Source organism: Wujia sp. (assembly GCF_056872695.1).
The window spans coordinates 48,918-63,328 of the sequence record NZ_DBMFCD010000008.1; the positions used below are offsets into that span (position 1 = coordinate 48,918).

General features: G+C 44.9%; 13 protein-coding genes. 2 read left to right on the forward strand and 11 right to left on the reverse strand.

The window, feature by feature from the left end; all coding sequences use genetic code 11:
- Positions 1-5: 5 nt before the first annotated feature.
- Together ACZQK9_RS08775 and ACZQK9_RS08780 are read right to left on the reverse strand one after the other, a co-directional pair.
- Entirely contained in the window at positions 6-887 is an 882-nt protein-coding gene (locus tag ACZQK9_RS08775; RefSeq protein WP_483270342.1) for a GerMN domain-containing protein, read from the reverse strand.
- A complete protein-coding gene (locus tag ACZQK9_RS08780; RefSeq protein WP_483270343.1) occupies positions 884-2,416 on the reverse strand; it encodes a sensor histidine kinase in 1,533 nt (510 codons plus the stop codon). The genes ACZQK9_RS08775 and ACZQK9_RS08780 overlap by 4 nt, the downstream gene beginning before the upstream one ends.
- Before the next feature lie 130 nt (positions 2,417-2,546).
- Here ACZQK9_RS08780 and add point away from each other — a divergent pair, with 130 nt between their 5' ends.
- Positions 2,547-3,518, forward strand: a complete 972-nt coding sequence (gene add / locus ACZQK9_RS08785) for an adenosine deaminase (protein ID WP_483270344.1) — start codon at positions 2,547-2,549, stop codon at positions 3,516-3,518.
- Between the two features lie 24 nt (positions 3,519-3,542).
- On the opposite strand, the gene ACZQK9_RS08790 is transcribed toward add, so the two are convergent.
- The 6 genes from ACZQK9_RS08790 to argC form a co-directional block, all read right to left on the reverse strand.
- On the reverse strand, positions 3,543-4,229 hold the full coding sequence (locus ACZQK9_RS08790; protein ID WP_178016916.1) for a response regulator transcription factor: 687 nt from the start codon (positions 4,227-4,229) through the stop codon (positions 3,543-3,545).
- Positions 4,230-4,239: 10 nt separating this feature from the next.
- Positions 4,240-4,914: a ComEA family DNA-binding protein gene (locus ACZQK9_RS08795; protein ID WP_483270345.1), complete on the reverse strand. Its 675-nt coding sequence runs from the start codon at positions 4,912-4,914 to the stop codon at positions 4,240-4,242.
- A 115-nt stretch (positions 4,915-5,029) separates the two neighbouring features.
- A complete protein-coding gene (locus ACZQK9_RS08800; protein WP_483270346.1) occupies positions 5,030-5,470 on the reverse strand; it encodes a DMT family transporter in 441 nt (146 codons plus the stop codon).
- A gap of 73 nt (positions 5,471-5,543) precedes the next feature.
- Positions 5,544-6,434: an acetylglutamate kinase gene (gene argB / locus ACZQK9_RS08805; protein ID WP_253292208.1), complete on the reverse strand. Its 891-nt coding sequence runs from the start codon at positions 6,432-6,434 to the stop codon at positions 5,544-5,546.
- 117 nt (positions 6,435-6,551) lie between these two features.
- Positions 6,552-7,775, reverse strand: coding sequence for a bifunctional ornithine acetyltransferase/N-acetylglutamate synthase (gene argJ / locus ACZQK9_RS08810; RefSeq protein ID WP_483270347.1), 1,224 nt, complete (start codon positions 7,773-7,775; stop codon positions 6,552-6,554).
- 242 nt (positions 7,776-8,017) lie between these two features.
- Positions 8,018-9,061 carry an N-acetyl-gamma-glutamyl-phosphate reductase gene (gene argC / locus ACZQK9_RS08815; protein ID WP_483270348.1) on the reverse strand — a complete coding sequence of 348 codons (1,044 nt, stop codon included), beginning with the start codon at positions 9,059-9,061 and terminating at the stop codon, positions 8,018-8,020.
- A gap of 250 nt (positions 9,062-9,311) precedes the next feature.
- On the opposite strand from argC, the gene ACZQK9_RS08820 reads away from it, so the two are divergent.
- Positions 9,312-10,550, forward strand: a complete 1,239-nt coding sequence (locus tag ACZQK9_RS08820) for an argininosuccinate synthase (protein WP_216507531.1) — start codon at positions 9,312-9,314, stop codon at positions 10,548-10,550.
- A gap of 68 nt (positions 10,551-10,618) precedes the next feature.
- Here ACZQK9_RS08820 and ACZQK9_RS08825 read toward each other — a convergent pair whose 3' ends face one another.
- From ACZQK9_RS08825 to ACZQK9_RS08835, 3 genes are read right to left on the reverse strand one after another with little or no spacing between them, the layout of a single operon-like run.
- Positions 10,619-11,548 carry a glycosyltransferase family 2 protein gene (locus tag ACZQK9_RS08825; RefSeq protein ID WP_483270349.1) on the reverse strand — a complete coding sequence of 310 codons (930 nt, stop codon included), beginning with the start codon at positions 11,546-11,548 and terminating at the stop codon, positions 10,619-10,621.
- A 27-nt stretch (positions 11,549-11,575) separates the two neighbouring features.
- A complete protein-coding gene (locus tag ACZQK9_RS08830) occupies positions 11,576-12,499 on the reverse strand; it encodes a glycosyltransferase (protein WP_483270350.1) in 924 nt (307 codons plus the stop codon).
- The gene (locus tag ACZQK9_RS08835) at positions 12,496-14,400 is read right to left on the reverse strand and encodes a glycosyltransferase family 2 protein (RefSeq protein ID WP_483270351.1); all 1,905 of its coding nucleotides are present in this window, start codon (positions 14,398-14,400) and stop codon (positions 12,496-12,498) included. The genes ACZQK9_RS08830 and ACZQK9_RS08835 overlap by 4 nt, the downstream gene beginning before the upstream one ends.
- Positions 14,401-14,411 lie beyond the last annotated feature (11 nt).

Here is a 14,411-nt window from a genome sequence, read left to right on the forward strand (position 1 = left end):
TCATTTTATTCGTCCTGTAAAATGCCTGTGTTAAATGGTAATGGTTTGTTTATATCCACCACATTCCGGTATTTGGTCTCTATTTTTCCATCTATCAGAATTTGCACTGTGTCCACGCCCGTCTGTGCAATGACAGAATCCACCAACGCATACAGTGTAATCTCCGGTGAAAGTGTACCTGCCGAATTTCCAAACTCTGCCGATAAATCCAGATAGCAGACAGAATCATGTACAGATACCTGATTTACCTTTGTATCTGCCGGCAGCACATTTTTTCGAACAAGCTCCCGCACGATTAATTCCTGATCCGATGTCTGCGGTTCCGTCTGCACCTTAATTCCACAGGATTCCAATCCGGTCCCCTGCGCATTTGGCACATACATCGCAATTATCTCCTGCGATAAACTATTTTCCTCTGCATCATAGTAGTATATGGTATCTCTCAGAAATAACTGATCTGCACAAACCTCGTCCACAGCATTTTTCACAGAGAGACTGATACTGGATATATCCTCAAGCTGGAACAATGTCTCTGTTGTCGCCGCCATCAGAAGTAAAATATCCTCGTTCTCATAGGTTCCCTCTTTCAGCTGCATTTCCAGCTGCAGACTGTTATCCTCGCCCATCATATACGTATACGCTTCTATTTTTGAAGAATCCAGAGCGGTGAGTGCAGTCATTACATCCTCTACACACGAAGCGATTGCATCCGGTGTTTTCAACTGGTAATCCTCCGCTGCACGGACAATAGTATTTCCATCAACTTCATAAAGATGAATCATGTTATCCCCAAGCGTCACCGTATCAATCGACGACCGCTTCTGCCCGCAGGCAGTCAGACAGAGCAGCACCGCCAGAAGCGCACAACCTATTTTCCAACGTTTCATTCTGCGCCACCATCCTTCCGTGCATCTTCTTCCATAGCATCTAATTCCAGTTTCATCGGAATCCGAATCGTAAAAGTCGTTCCTTCTCCAGACTCACTGTATAATTTAATGGATCCTTTATGCATCTGAATCACACTCTTGGTTATTGCCAGACCAAGTCCGGTACCTCCGGTATCGCGGCTATGCGCCTTATCTACCCTGTAAAAGCGTTCGAACACATGCTCCTTGCAATCATCCGGAATACCAACACCGGAATCTGCCACCTTGATATAGAAATTCCGGTGATCCGCATTCAGCGTTACCTTTACCCATCCATTATCCACATTGTATTTGACTGCATTCTCAATAATATTGGTCAATGCCAGACTCAATTTTACCTCGTCAACCCACGCAGTAATGTCCCGGTAGCTTTCGTACGTAATCTGAATTCCTCTGCTTTTCGCAATCGGAGTTACCCGTTTCAAAATAACCTCAAGCAGATCATTGATTTTAACTTCCTCAATGTTCATTGCTGCAGATTTTTTATCCATCTTAACAAGCGTCAGCAGATCCGTGATAATTTTGCTTTCCCGGTCTACTTCATCGACGATATCCGCCATAAATTCCTTGTACATCGCAAGATCTGCCGATTCATTCTGGATCAGGGAATCTGCCAGAACCTTCATTGATGTAATCGGTGTTTTCAATTCATGCGACACATTTGAAACAAATTCCTGTCGTGTAGAGTCAATGACCTTCAGCTTCGAAATAGTTGCATTATACCGTTCTGTAAGCTGTTTGAATTCCTTAAATCCACGTACCGGAATCTGCGTCTCCAATTGTCCGTCCCCCGCAATCTCCATCTGTTGATTGATACGCTTGATTCCACGCGAGCTTGCATTTCCTATCGCACAGGCTGCACAGATGCAGATTACCATAATCAGCGAAAACGACATCCAGTTCCTGCGCTCCACCCTGCGTTCGATGACCTTTAAGCTCTCCGTGGATGCCTGTATAACTAATACGCCCAAGACAGCTCCATCATCCTTTACCGCTGTAATATACTCCAGATATCCATTTTTTTTATTCAGGCAGTCACTGCGCTCACCTTTCATCACCGCAATAATATCCGGATTCACAATCTGCGCATTCTCGTGATTTCCATAGGTGTCCTTGATTACGCGATAATCCTTATTTACCACAAGCACTCTGCCATAAAAAGTCATTGCAACGCCCTCGATACGCAATTCCAGATTTTCCGGCTGTTTTAACGACATCTGATTCTCCACCAGATTATTTTTTATATACTCCGCTTGTGACATCACATTTTTTTCCAGCTGTTCCTGATACCGCTGTACATATAACCTGCTTGATAATACAGAATATACAAGCATGATTGCCGCACAAAGTACAATAACCAGAACGGTGACAAACCAGCGTAGACTAATTCCCATATGCTGATGCTGTCGTTTTTCTGCCCGTTCCCGCTGTTTTATCTTCTTTTTTTCAATTTTCTCGTTCTTCGACGATTCTTTTTCCGTGTTTTTCACGACTGCATGCTTCCATCCTTTTTTAGAATACCTCTACTATATCACACCGCATCTTTCGCTTCAACCCACTTGTAGATACCGCCGGAACTTGCTATGATACAGTTAAAACCTATGAAAGGAGTTCCTGCCTATGAATTACGATATTTCCACCATGCCAAAAATTGATCTGCACTGTCATTTAGACGGTTCTTTAAGCCGCACGTTCCTTATGGATACGCTCCATTTGAATACACTGGATGCACAGAAAATTCAGGCACCTAAGGATTGCCAGTCTCTTGCAGAGTATCTGACCTGCTTTGATCTCCCCGTGTCAGCACTTCAGGAAAAAGAACACATCCGGGATGCCATCGTCGATGTCGTACGACAGGCAGCAAAAGAAAATGTCCGCTATATGGAAATCCGGTTTGCACCCGCATTAAGCGTGAACAGTTATCTCGATCTCGAAAATGTTGTGCAAGCAGCCATCTATGGATGCCAGAAAGCATTTGACCGCTATGGCGTATTTACCAATCTGATTTTATGTGCCATGCGTCATCATTCCCCAAAACAAAATCATCTGGTTGTCCGATGCGCCAGAGAATTTCTCGGAAATGGTGTCTGCGCGTTAGACCTTGCCGGAGATGAAGCCAGACATCCAAACGAAGAGTTTGAAGCGTTATTTGAGGAAGCAAGACGGCTGGAGGTTCCTTTTACCATTCATTCCGGTGAATGTGGAAGTGCCAGAAATGTAGCGATTGCCCTGCAATATGGTGCCCAAAGAATCGGACATGGTATCGCTGCGATCAAGGATCCGGCACTGATGCAGGCCTGCCGTGACGCACATATCGGTTTTGAACTATGCCCTACCTCCAACTTCCAGACAAAAGCTGTTACAGATGCTTCGAGCTACCCGCTTCGTGCATTTCTCGATTTTGGGCTGCTCGCGACAATCAACACGGACAACCGTACCGTGAGTCACACAACTCTCACAAACGAATATGCTTTTGCACTTGAACAGCTTGCGATAAAAAAAGAAGATCTCCGGACACTGTATAAAAACAGTGTGGAAATCTCCTTTGCCGATGACTCTGTCAAGCACCAGTTACTGTACCTGCTGCCATAACAAGGTGGCAGGTTATGTACAGGGTTACTCGTGGAAATAATATCCCACGCCCCATTTTGTATGAATGTATTTTGGATCTGCCGGTGTTGCCTCGATCTTCTCACGGAGTCGACGCACATGCACATCCACAGTTCTGGCATCGCCCGGATAAGATGGTCCCCAGATTGTCTTCAACAGCTGCTCTCTGGAATAAACCTTGTTCGGGTTTGATACCAGCAGATATACAAGTTCGAACTCCTTGGCTGTCAGATTCACTTCCTTATCATCAATATAGACGCGACGGCTGTCTACATCTATCTTCAGCCCCTTTGTCTCGATCACTTTCTGGTTTTCCTGCTCCGTCACATTTCTGCCATTCCGGCGGAAGATCGCCTTGATACGTGCTTTTACCTCCAGAATATTAAATGGTTTCGTTATGTAATCATCCGCACCATATTCCAGACCAAGTATCTTATCCATGTCCTCGCCCTTTGCTGTCAGCATGATAATTGGCACATCTGAAAATTCCCGGATCATCTGACAGACTTCCAGTCCACTAAATCCCGGCAGCATGATATCCAGTAAAATCATATCGTAATGATTTGCCTTTGCAAGCTCCAGTGCAGTCTCACCATCATAAGCCACTTCAACCTTCATGTCATCCTGTTCCAGACTGAACTTGATGCCCTTTACGATTGATTTTTCATCATCTACCACCAAAATTTTCTTCATTCTATACACCTCATCCCACAATAATTAAGTCCTTGATTTGATTATATATGCCCTCTTTGATTCCACGGATCTGCATTAGTTCCTCCGTGTTCTGAAACTTCCCCTGGGCTTCCCGATATGCGATTATCGCATCCGCTTTACTCTCTCCGATTCCCGGCAACGTCATCAGCAGTTCTTTTCCTGCCGTATTGATATTAATCTTACCATTTCTCTCTGCATTTGTATCCGCTGGTGCATGCTCTGCGGATGCTGTTTCATCTTCCCGTTCCGAAAGCAGAATACCTGCCGTTTCCTCAAGTGTCGGAATGTAGATCTGCTCTCCTGCTATGATTGTCTGTGCCAGATTCACATACGTAACATCCGCATCATCCGAAAAGCCGCCCGCCATACGAACTGCAGTCTCCCGGATTGCAGAACCTGCCAAATAATAGACGCCCGGTTGTCGTACAGCCCCACATACATACACAGCCACCTCATCCGGCTGTTCTACCATTTCTGTCGTAGTGGCAGTTGTTACAGCTTCCTCCGTAGTCGAAACTTCTACCTGTTCCTCTTCTCCTGCAAAGCCATCCGTCATCTGCATTTCCGTCTGCGTCTCACTTGTCAGCAGCATTGCACGATTACCACAGCCACACAAACCGATCGGCAGCACACAACAAACAATTAAAAATTTTAAGTATTGCAAAATGAAATATCTCCCTTCTAAAAAAGTCTGGTATTCCATATTGCATATTCAAGACATATTCTCATTGTACAGAACTTCCCGCCGAATTACAATAGGCGGAATTCACGAAAAAAAATTACTTCTCCCACTGAAAAATGATAAATCCCACTACGGACACAACGATGCCAACCAGCTTTGTCCACTGAAAATCAGCTTTCTCTACACCAAACCATCCAAAAAGCTCAATCAGATACGCGATCAGCAGCTGCGAAATAACGATCAGCAGCACCGCCTTCGCCGGTCCTAAGCCTGCCATCGCTGTGATGACGGTCCATGTAATAAATGCACCGATTACACCGCCTAACAACATATATTTGTGATCAACCTGTGCCAGTGAAAATATCCCCGACTGATTCCGCTCAAAGATTGCCCATAGGGCAATCGCAACAACAAACCCGGAGAATGCCACCCACGCAGATGCAAGCCATGTCGATGTCTGCTTGGTCACGCCTGTATTAAATACACCCTGCACACTCATCAACGCACCGGAAATCAATGCAACTATAATTCCCCACATAAAAAACTACCTCCATAGACAAAATGTATATAGAGGTAGTTTGTGTTAATTCTTTTATTTTCATTCGGACAAATTAGAATAATGGCTCCTTCAAGATCGCGGTACCAATACCCTTTTCTGTAAAGAACTCCAGAAGCAGGCAATGTTCTACACGGCCATCGAGCATATGGACGCGTGCAACGCCATTCTTCATTGCCTCGATACAGTTCGTAAGCTTCGGAAGCATACCGCCACCGACTACACCGCTGTCGATGAATTCCTGCGCCTCGTTGATATCCATCTCGGAGATCAAGGTTGACTTGTCGGTTGGATCTACAAATACACCTTCGATATCAGTCAGGAATACGAGCTTCTCTGCGCTGATGGCTGTTGCGATTGCACATGCCGCATCATCCGCATTGATGTTATAGCCATGATAATCGTCAATTCCGATACCGATTGGTGCAATAACCGGGATGAAATCATTTGCAATTAATGTATCGATGATCGTAGGATCTGCAGATACGACCTCACCGACATACCCGATATCTTTGCCGCCGGAAAGCTTCTTCTGTACCTTCAGAAGTCCGGAATCCTTACCGCTGATACCGACTGCTTTGAGTCCAAGCTTCTGCATCATGGATACAAGGCTCTTGTTGACCTTGGAAAGTACCATTTCTGCGACATCTAATGTCTCCTCATCTGTCACACGCAGACCATTTACGAACTCGGATTCTTTGCCGATCTTCTTCAGCCATGCGCTGATCTCCTTGCCGCCGCCATGCACGATGATCGGCTCCATGCCAATCAGCTTCAACAAGGCAACATCTTTGATCACATTGTATTTGAGGTTTTCATCCACCATCGCACTTCCGCCGTATTTGACAACGACACGCTTGCCGTTGAATTTCTGTATGTATGGAAGCGCCTCGATCAGCGTCTGCGCTTTCGCAAGTATCATGTCCATTGAATCATTATTTACCATCTTGTTTTCCTCCGTTATTCCTGTTGTTTTCTTCTCCACAAATCGTGCAGAAACAGGAACTTATATCTACTATTATTCTTCCCGTTCATCCCTGATATTTCGCAGGTTCTGTCCTTGTTATGAGCGGTAATCTGCGTTGATCTTTACATAATCATATGTGAGGTCGCAGCCCCATGCCGTTGCCTGCGCATCGCCATCGCGCACATCGACCTTCGCAATCACAACGTCCGGCGATAAGATTCTGGCTGCCTTCTCCTCATCAAAGTCGGTTGCCACGCCATTTTCCACCAGCGTGATTTCTCCCTCTTCGGATGCCATCACGATATCGACCTTGAGCGGATCAAACTGTGCACCCGAATATCCCATTGCACACAGGATTCTTCCCCAGTTTGCGTCTTTTCCGAAGATTGCACATTTTGTCAGGTTTGACGTAATAATTGACTTCGCAAGCACCTTTGCCGTCTGCTTATCCTTCGCATGTGTTACCTGTACCTCGAACAATCGGCTCGCTCCTTCGCCATCACCGGCAATCTGCTTTGCAAGGTAAGTATTCACTGCAAGCAGCGCCTCCTTGAATGCCTCGTAATCATCGTTTTCCTCCGTAATCTCCGGATTGCCTGCCATACTATTTGCCATCACTAATACGGTATCGTTCGTTGATGTATCACCGTCCACCGATACCATGTTAAATGTATCCTCGATGGAACCCTTCAGTGCCTTGTCTAAAAGTTCCTTCGAGATTGCTGCATCTGTCATGATAAAACCAAGCATCGTTCCCATATTTGGATGGATCATACCGGAACCCTTACACATCGCACCAAAGGTAACTGTCTTTCCGCCGATTGTTGTCTCATAGGCAATCTGCTTCGGATGGGTGTCGGTTGTAAGAATCGCCTCTGCGGCATCCTGTGCGGACTGTACATCATTTTTCAGCATACCGGAAAGCTGCTTCACACCATCTGCAATCACGTCCATCGGCAATGTAAATCCGATGACACCGGTCGATGCAACCAGTACTGTATCAGATGAAATATTTAAAGCCTCGCCGGCCAGCTTCGCTGTCTCAGCCGCATTCTCATAGCCCGCCTGTCCGGTACATGCATTTGCAATACCGGTATTTATTACGACTGCCTGTGCCACACCGGCATCGGTAACCTTCTTGTCCCAGAGCACCGGAGCCGCCTTGACAAGGTTCTTCGTGAAGGTTCCTGCAGTTACCGCAGGAACCTTGGAGAAGATCATCGCCATATCCTTATTCGTCTTTCCTTTTTTGATTCCGGCTCTTGTGCCGGCGGTTGTATATCCCTTTGCGGCGGTTACGCCGCCCTCGATCTGCTTCATCTCGATTTCCTCCTTATTATTTGTATCGAGACGGATACAATTACGATTCTACGCAGACGCGCTTCCGCTCACTTCATCACGTAGTGGTACTAAATTCACGTCAAACAAGTTTGCCGTTCATTAAGTACCAACGTGCTTCAATGGTCTGCTTTAGAATTCGTAATTGCATCCGTCTCTATCTACATATTAATTACGAATCATGATTATATAAATCGTCGTTTGTTTAACCTTATCTTAGGTGACTACGGGAACATTGGTGGCATCAGAAGTCCTTCTTCTTCCGGTAAGCCCATGATCAGGTTCATGTTCTGGACTGCCTGTCCGGCAGCGCCCTTCACCAGGTTATCCATCGCTCCCATCACAACGACACGCTTCGTACGTGGATCGATCACAAAGTTCACATCCACATAATTGCTGCCTTCTACCCAGCGTGTCTCCGGGCAGACGCCCTTCTCAAGTACACGCACAAAGCGCTCCTTGCCATAATACTTATCATACACTGCCTTGATGTCATCATAAGAGACATCCTTCACAAGCTTTGCATATGCCGTTACCAGGATACCACGGTTCATTGGCACGAGATGTGGTGTGAAGTTAATGGTAAGCGGTGTGCCGTTATAAGCATAACCGAGCTGTTCCTCAATCTCCGGTGTATGCCGGTGGGTTGTCACACCGTATGCCTTGATGCTCTCATTGACTTCACAATAGAGGTTTGCGACCTTGGCACCACGCCCGGCTCCTGATGTACCGGATTTCGCATCCACGATGATCGTATCGACATCAACCAGACGCTCCTTTACGAGCGGATACAGAGAGAGAATCGAGCAGGTTGTGTAACAGCCCGGATTCGCAATCAAACGTGCTTTCTTGATATCCTCACGGTTGATCTCACACAGTCCATATACTGCCTCTTCGATAAACTGTGGACTCTTGTGCTCTAAATTGTACCATTTCTCATAGGTTGCAACATCCTTGATACGGAAATCCGCGGACAGATCTACGATCTTCGTATTCGATAAAATCTGCTCATTCACAAGTGATGCACAAAGTCCCTGCGGTGTTGCAGTGAATATCACATCTGCCTGCTTGCTAAGGTCTTCCATATTATCATCCATACATTTCGCATCGACTAACTGAAACATATTCCGATATACAGATGCGTATTCCTGGTCAATATAACTTCTGGATCCATACCAGACGATCTCTGCGTCCTTATGGCCCAGCAAAATTCGTACTAATTCCTGACCGGCATATCCGGTTGCTCCTATAATTCCGACTTTTACCATTCTTCCTGCCTCTTTTCCATAATCACAAATTTGTCTCATTATACATCCGTAGTTTTATTTATGCAACCCTCTTTCAATATTTTATGTATAATTTTAAAAAATGCCATTATTTTATGCATATTTTATTCGTTTATGCGTTATTTATACATAAATATGCAAAATTTCCGGTTGCATCTTACCGAAAAAAGAAGTATACTAGACAAAACGTGTCGAAACGTGAATTATTACATATTTTATGGAGGAAACTTTGATGGGTAAAGAGAAAGTTATTCTTGCGTATTCCGGTGGTCTGGATACCACAGCAATCATCCCTTGGTTAAAGGAAACTTACAATTTCGATGTTGTATGTGTATGTATCGATGTCGGACAGGAAAGCGAGCTGGAAGGACTCGACGAGAGAGCGAAATATTCCGGAGCTGAGAAGCTCTATATCCTGGATGTTGTTGATGAATTCTGTGATGAGTACATCCTTCCAGGTGTAAAGGCAAATGCAACTTACGAGTATGAGTATCTGCTTGGTACTTCTTTTGCAAGACCTCTGATTGCAAAGAAGCTGGTGGAGATCGCACGTAAGGAAGGTGCTACAACGATCTGCCACGGTGCTACCGGTAAAGGAAATGATCAGGTTCGTTTCGAGATCAACATCAAGGCACTTGCGCCAGACTTAAATGTCATCGCAACATGGAGACAGCCAGAGTGGACGATGCAGTCCCGTGAGGACGAAATCGCATTCTGTAAGAAACACGGTATCGATCTTCCATTCGATGTAACAACTTCCTACAGCCGTGACCGTAACATCTGGCATATCAGCCACGAAGGTCTGGAACTGGAAGATCCATCCTTGGAGCCGAACTGGGATCACCTCCTTGTACTTGGTACTTATCCTGAGAAGGCACCAGATGAGGCTGAATATGTAACTGTAAACTTTGAGAAGGGTGTTCCGACTGCTGTCAACGGCAAGCAGATGAAGATGTCTGATGTCGTCCGTGAGCTGAACCGTCTCGGTGGCAAGCATGGTGTTGGTATCGTCGATATCGTAGAGAACCGTGTCGTAGGTATGAAATCCCGTGGTGTCTATGAGACTCCTGGTGGAACCATCCTCTTGGCTGCCCACAAACAGTTGGAAGAGCTCATCCTCGACAGAGATACACTTGCATTCAAGAAGACCGTTTCTGACAGATATGCAGATCTTGTATACGAGGGAAAATGGTTCTGCCCACTCCGTGAGGCACTGCAGGCATTCATCGAGAGCACGCAGGATCGTATCACAGGTGAAGTGAAGTTCAAGCTTTACAAGGGTAATATCATCAAGGCTGGTACAACTTCTCCTTATACACTCTACTCTGAGTCACTTGCAAGCTTTACAACTGGTGATCTGTACGATCATCACGATGCCGAAGGCTTCATCCATCTGTTCGGTCTTTCTATGAAGGTTCGTGCAATGCTTGACCAGAAACGTGAAGAGAAGGATAAGAATAACGGTAAATAATCCTACAAGTAACTATACTGCAAAAAGAACCATGGTTTTAAACACCATGGTTCTTTTTTAACTCTGTTTTATCTATTTTTGCGTTTCTCATCGACATACTCGATCCGTGGCCGGAAGAACAATCCCTTCACAAACCCCTTCGTAAGCACCCACATACGCTTACATTTATGTCCATTTCCCTTCTCGCATAAAATCTTTTTATACATATAGGCAACCAGTTCAAAGTAGCTCAGAATGTACATAATACCATTTCGGTATGCCGTACATCCATCATTTCGAAACGCCAGCTCATAGCGGTCGATTCGTTCGTAATCATCCACACTGATATCAGAACCTTTGTTATTCTTCATCTTATGAATCACTTTGCTGTCTGTGACAAAGTAAGATGGGATACGTCTGGAAATACGCAGCGTATACTCCTGATCATCCCCCCATATAAAATATTCCTTGAGCGGAAGGCCTACCCGTTCAATCGTCCGTCTCTTAAAAAACAAAGAAACAAAGGTCGCCTTGCATACCCGCACGATTCCCTGCCCCAACATATCGTATTCCTCTACTGAACATTTCAGATCAATCATCGGCTTATTCATATTGCAATAGCTTCCATCCGTCCACAAAACGCAGCTTGCCAGAAAACCATACTTTCCTTTCAGCTTCTTATCAGCGGCAAGCAGCTTCTCCAGAGCATCCGGATTGGCGATCGTATCGTCATCCATAATCCACATATACTCGTACCCACGGTTATACGCTTCCTTCAAACCATAATGAAATCCGCCTGCTCCGCCAAGGTTACTTCCCGTATTCAAATATGTTACCGTATCATTTACATCGACAAGATCTTCGATATATTCATACGTTCCATCGGTGCTTGCATTATCAATCAGCAAAATATCAAGCTGATTCATGCTCTGTGCAAGCAACGCTGTGATACACTCCCTCAGCAGTTCCTTCCGGTTATAGGTTACGACAACTGCCGCAATCCGATTTTTCTGTTCCATAACTTCCTCCATATCCTGTTTCATCATCTAATTCGGACTATATTTTTCATTTTTTCCAAGTGTTCCTTTATATCCATCCCGCAAAGCTTCCCGCAGCATCTGCGCTATGTATCTTCCCTGTTTTCTTTTTCCCGGCAGAAACTGCATACCATAAGCACACGCGATAAAAACAAGAAACTCCGCAATGATTACCGCCTCTGTCCACGGACTGCAATGCGTCTTTACTGCATCCAGCCGGTTCCGGTGACCATAATAGGTCCGCCAGTTCATTCTGGCAAAAAATCCTTCCTGTCTGCCAGACGGCAAAACTGTTTTATGATTCAGATGTGCTGCGTTTATATTTACGATACCACCATATTTCCGCAGGCGCATGGAATACTCCGTATCATCATACCAGATAAAATATTCCGACTTCGGAAGCCCGACCTTTGTAAGCATATCTGTACGAACCATAAGTCCACAAAATGTAGCCAGATCATAACGAAAGCATTTTCTCTCATATGCAGATAATGGCACATTTCTTTCCAGATGTAACAGATGGTTTGCAATGACTCGTCTATGACTTGTCTGAATTTTACCGTCCGTGTACACAGTTCCGGAGCATGCTACAAAATTCGGATACCGCCGTATCACTCTGTCACATTTCTGTATATAGTCCGGTGCAATCATTGCGTCATCGTCTATAATCAGCACCCAGTCCAGATCTTCCTTTTCTGCAAGTGAAAGTCCTACACGAAACCCTCCGGCTCCACCAAGATTCTCCGATTGTTTTGATATCAGGAAATGCGGATCCGCCTCAAACTGCTGCAGGTACACATCTGTACCATCCGTACTGCAATTATCGACAACGATAATTTTCTCAAATGGCACCGTCTGCTGCATACAATGTTCAACACATTCTTTCAACAGCTCCAATCGATTATACGTAACTAATACTACTCCATATTTCATCTCAATCTCTCCGTTACTATCGTCTTCAATTCCCACGCGAAATCTGTATCCTTCTGTTCCAAAGCAGGAAATGTATATGCTTCTTTTATATATTGCCTGCAAACCTCACTATCCAGATGCTGCGCTTCTATCGTCTGCAGCAAGAGTTCCAGCCAGTGTTCCAGTTTTATACGTACCAGTTTTCTGCCCTGTACTGCATCCTTTCTTCCCGCGAAAAAACATCCCAGCGAATCCACGATCTGTCCGGTTTTGCACATTTCCTTAAAATCATCTTCCGAAAACATCTTCCGGCTTTTCCCGGTCGAAATCGAATAATTATACAACCTCTGCGGGATTCCCGCATAGCTTCGACATAATGCATACAGGATACAGCAGACATATACATCATCCTTATAGTAGATATCTTCACGATCGCACATTTCATATGCTTTCTTCATCAGAGACGTCCGCACAACCTTATTCCACGGCATCTGCCCCAGTGCATCCTGTGTTAACGCATCGAGAATATCTGCCCCCTGCAAAGCTCCAATATGAATCCTGCAATAATTATCATGTAATAAATCATCTTTTATTTTTTTCAAACGATTGAGTACGGCTGCCTTAGCACTTCCAGACGCGTCTAACACAACATTTGCACAAAACTCCATCACATCCGGATAGTTACATTCTTTCAGCTTATTCCGGATTGTCCGCAAAGCACCTGCAGGAAGACTGTCATCGCTGTCAATCTGAAAAACATATTGTCCACGTGCCTGTGCAATCGCACGCTTCCGTGTATATACCAGTTTTCTATTTTCCTCGTTTACAAGCACCCGTATGCGTGCATCCTTTTTCTCATAATCCCGGAGAATCTCCAACGTTCCATCTGTCGATCCATCATCCACACACAGAATCTCACAGTCATAAAACTCCTGACTGAGAATACTGTCCAGACATCGTGCAATCCATTGTTCTACATTATAACATGGAATACAGACAGAAAGAAGCGGTGGGCGCATCGCGCGAATCAATACCCGCAACGATTCAGCCTGATTCTTACAGACAAAAATTTCCTTTTCCCGGCGTTTTTTATATGCGGAATTTGTAGACACATCTTCCATATGCAAAATATCAATATCCGGGTCATAAACTGTCTTCAAGTCATGTTCCCTGCAACGCAGATACAACAATTCCTCTTCCTTAAACATAAATGTATCCGGACAAAAGCAATCCGAAAAATGATCAATATACAATGGTGAAAACACAAGGCAGCATCCATGCAACAATACATTTTCATGCCGTTCATGGTAGACAGAAAAATCAACCGTTTTGTTCTGTTCTTCTTCCGGCTTCTTTCCTGCCTGAAATGGCTTCTGCACCATACGAATCGCTCGGTTTGCAAGCTCCCGTTCCGGATACAGTTTGGACGAAAAATACCGATACAATTTACTCAGCCGTCTATATTCAGATATATAGAAATCAACCGGCTTCAGCAAAAAGTCAAACAGATTTTCTTTTTCTCCAGGTAACGTCACATGCGGTCCCAGCACAGCAAACCCACTTGTCTCATATTCCTTCTTCAGCCGTTCCAGCATATCCGCCTGCTGTACCATTACATCATTATTCATGACACAGATCATATTGCACTGCTTCTGCTCCCGCAAAAAACGGTACCCCACATTGTTTCCACGCGCGAATCCGAGATTATCCTCATTGACCAGAACTGTAATCTGCCCCTTGTCCTGATAAAACTGCCGCAGTTTTTCCCCTGAACGGTCTGGAGAATGATTATCTACAATCGCAATCGCAACATCCGGTCCATACAGTTTCTCCACACAGGAGATGCACTGCTTTGTCACATCCATTCCGCCATAATGCAGCACCACGAATCCAAATTTATATGTTTCCTTTCGTTCTGCCATACTTTTCCCCT

What these genes read in the sequence shown, in the direction of transcription:
- ACZQK9_RS08820 (WP_216507531.1), top strand. Translation starts at nt 9,312, where the DNA reads ATGGGTAAAGAGAAAGTTATTCTTGCGTATTCCGGTGGTCTGGATACC.
- argC (WP_483270348.1), bottom strand. Translation starts at nt 9,061, where the DNA reads ATGGTAAAAGTCGGAATTATAGGAGCAACCGGATATGCCGGTCAGGAA.
- ACZQK9_RS08800 (WP_483270346.1), bottom strand. Translation starts at nt 5,470, where the DNA reads ATGTGGGGAATTATAGTTGCATTGATTTCCGGTGCGTTGATGAGTGTG.
- ACZQK9_RS08790 (WP_178016916.1), bottom strand. Translation starts at nt 4,229, where the DNA reads ATGAAGAAAATTTTGGTGGTAGATGATGAAAAATCAATCGTAAAGGGC.
- ACZQK9_RS08830 (WP_483270350.1), bottom strand. Translation starts at nt 12,499, where the DNA reads ATGAAATATGGAGTAGTATTAGTTACGTATAATCGATTGGAGCTGTTG.
- argB (WP_253292208.1), bottom strand. Translation starts at nt 6,434, where the DNA reads ATGGTAAATAATGATTCAATGGACATGATACTTGCGAAAGCGCAGACG.
- argJ (WP_483270347.1), bottom strand. Translation starts at nt 7,775, where the DNA reads ATGAAGCAGATCGAGGGCGGCGTAACCGCCGCAAAGGGATATACAACC.
- ACZQK9_RS08775 (WP_483270342.1), bottom strand. Translation starts at nt 887, where the DNA reads ATGAAACGTTGGAAAATAGGTTGTGCGCTTCTGGCGGTGCTGCTCTGT.
- ACZQK9_RS08835 (WP_483270351.1), bottom strand. Translation starts at nt 14,400, where the DNA reads ATGGCAGAACGAAAGGAAACATATAAATTTGGATTCGTGGTGCTGCAT.
- add (WP_483270344.1), top strand. Translation starts at nt 2,547, where the DNA reads ATGAATTACGATATTTCCACCATGCCAAAAATTGATCTGCACTGTCAT.
- ACZQK9_RS08825 (WP_483270349.1), bottom strand. Translation starts at nt 11,548, where the DNA reads ATGGAACAGAAAAATCGGATTGCGGCAGTTGTCGTAACCTATAACCGG.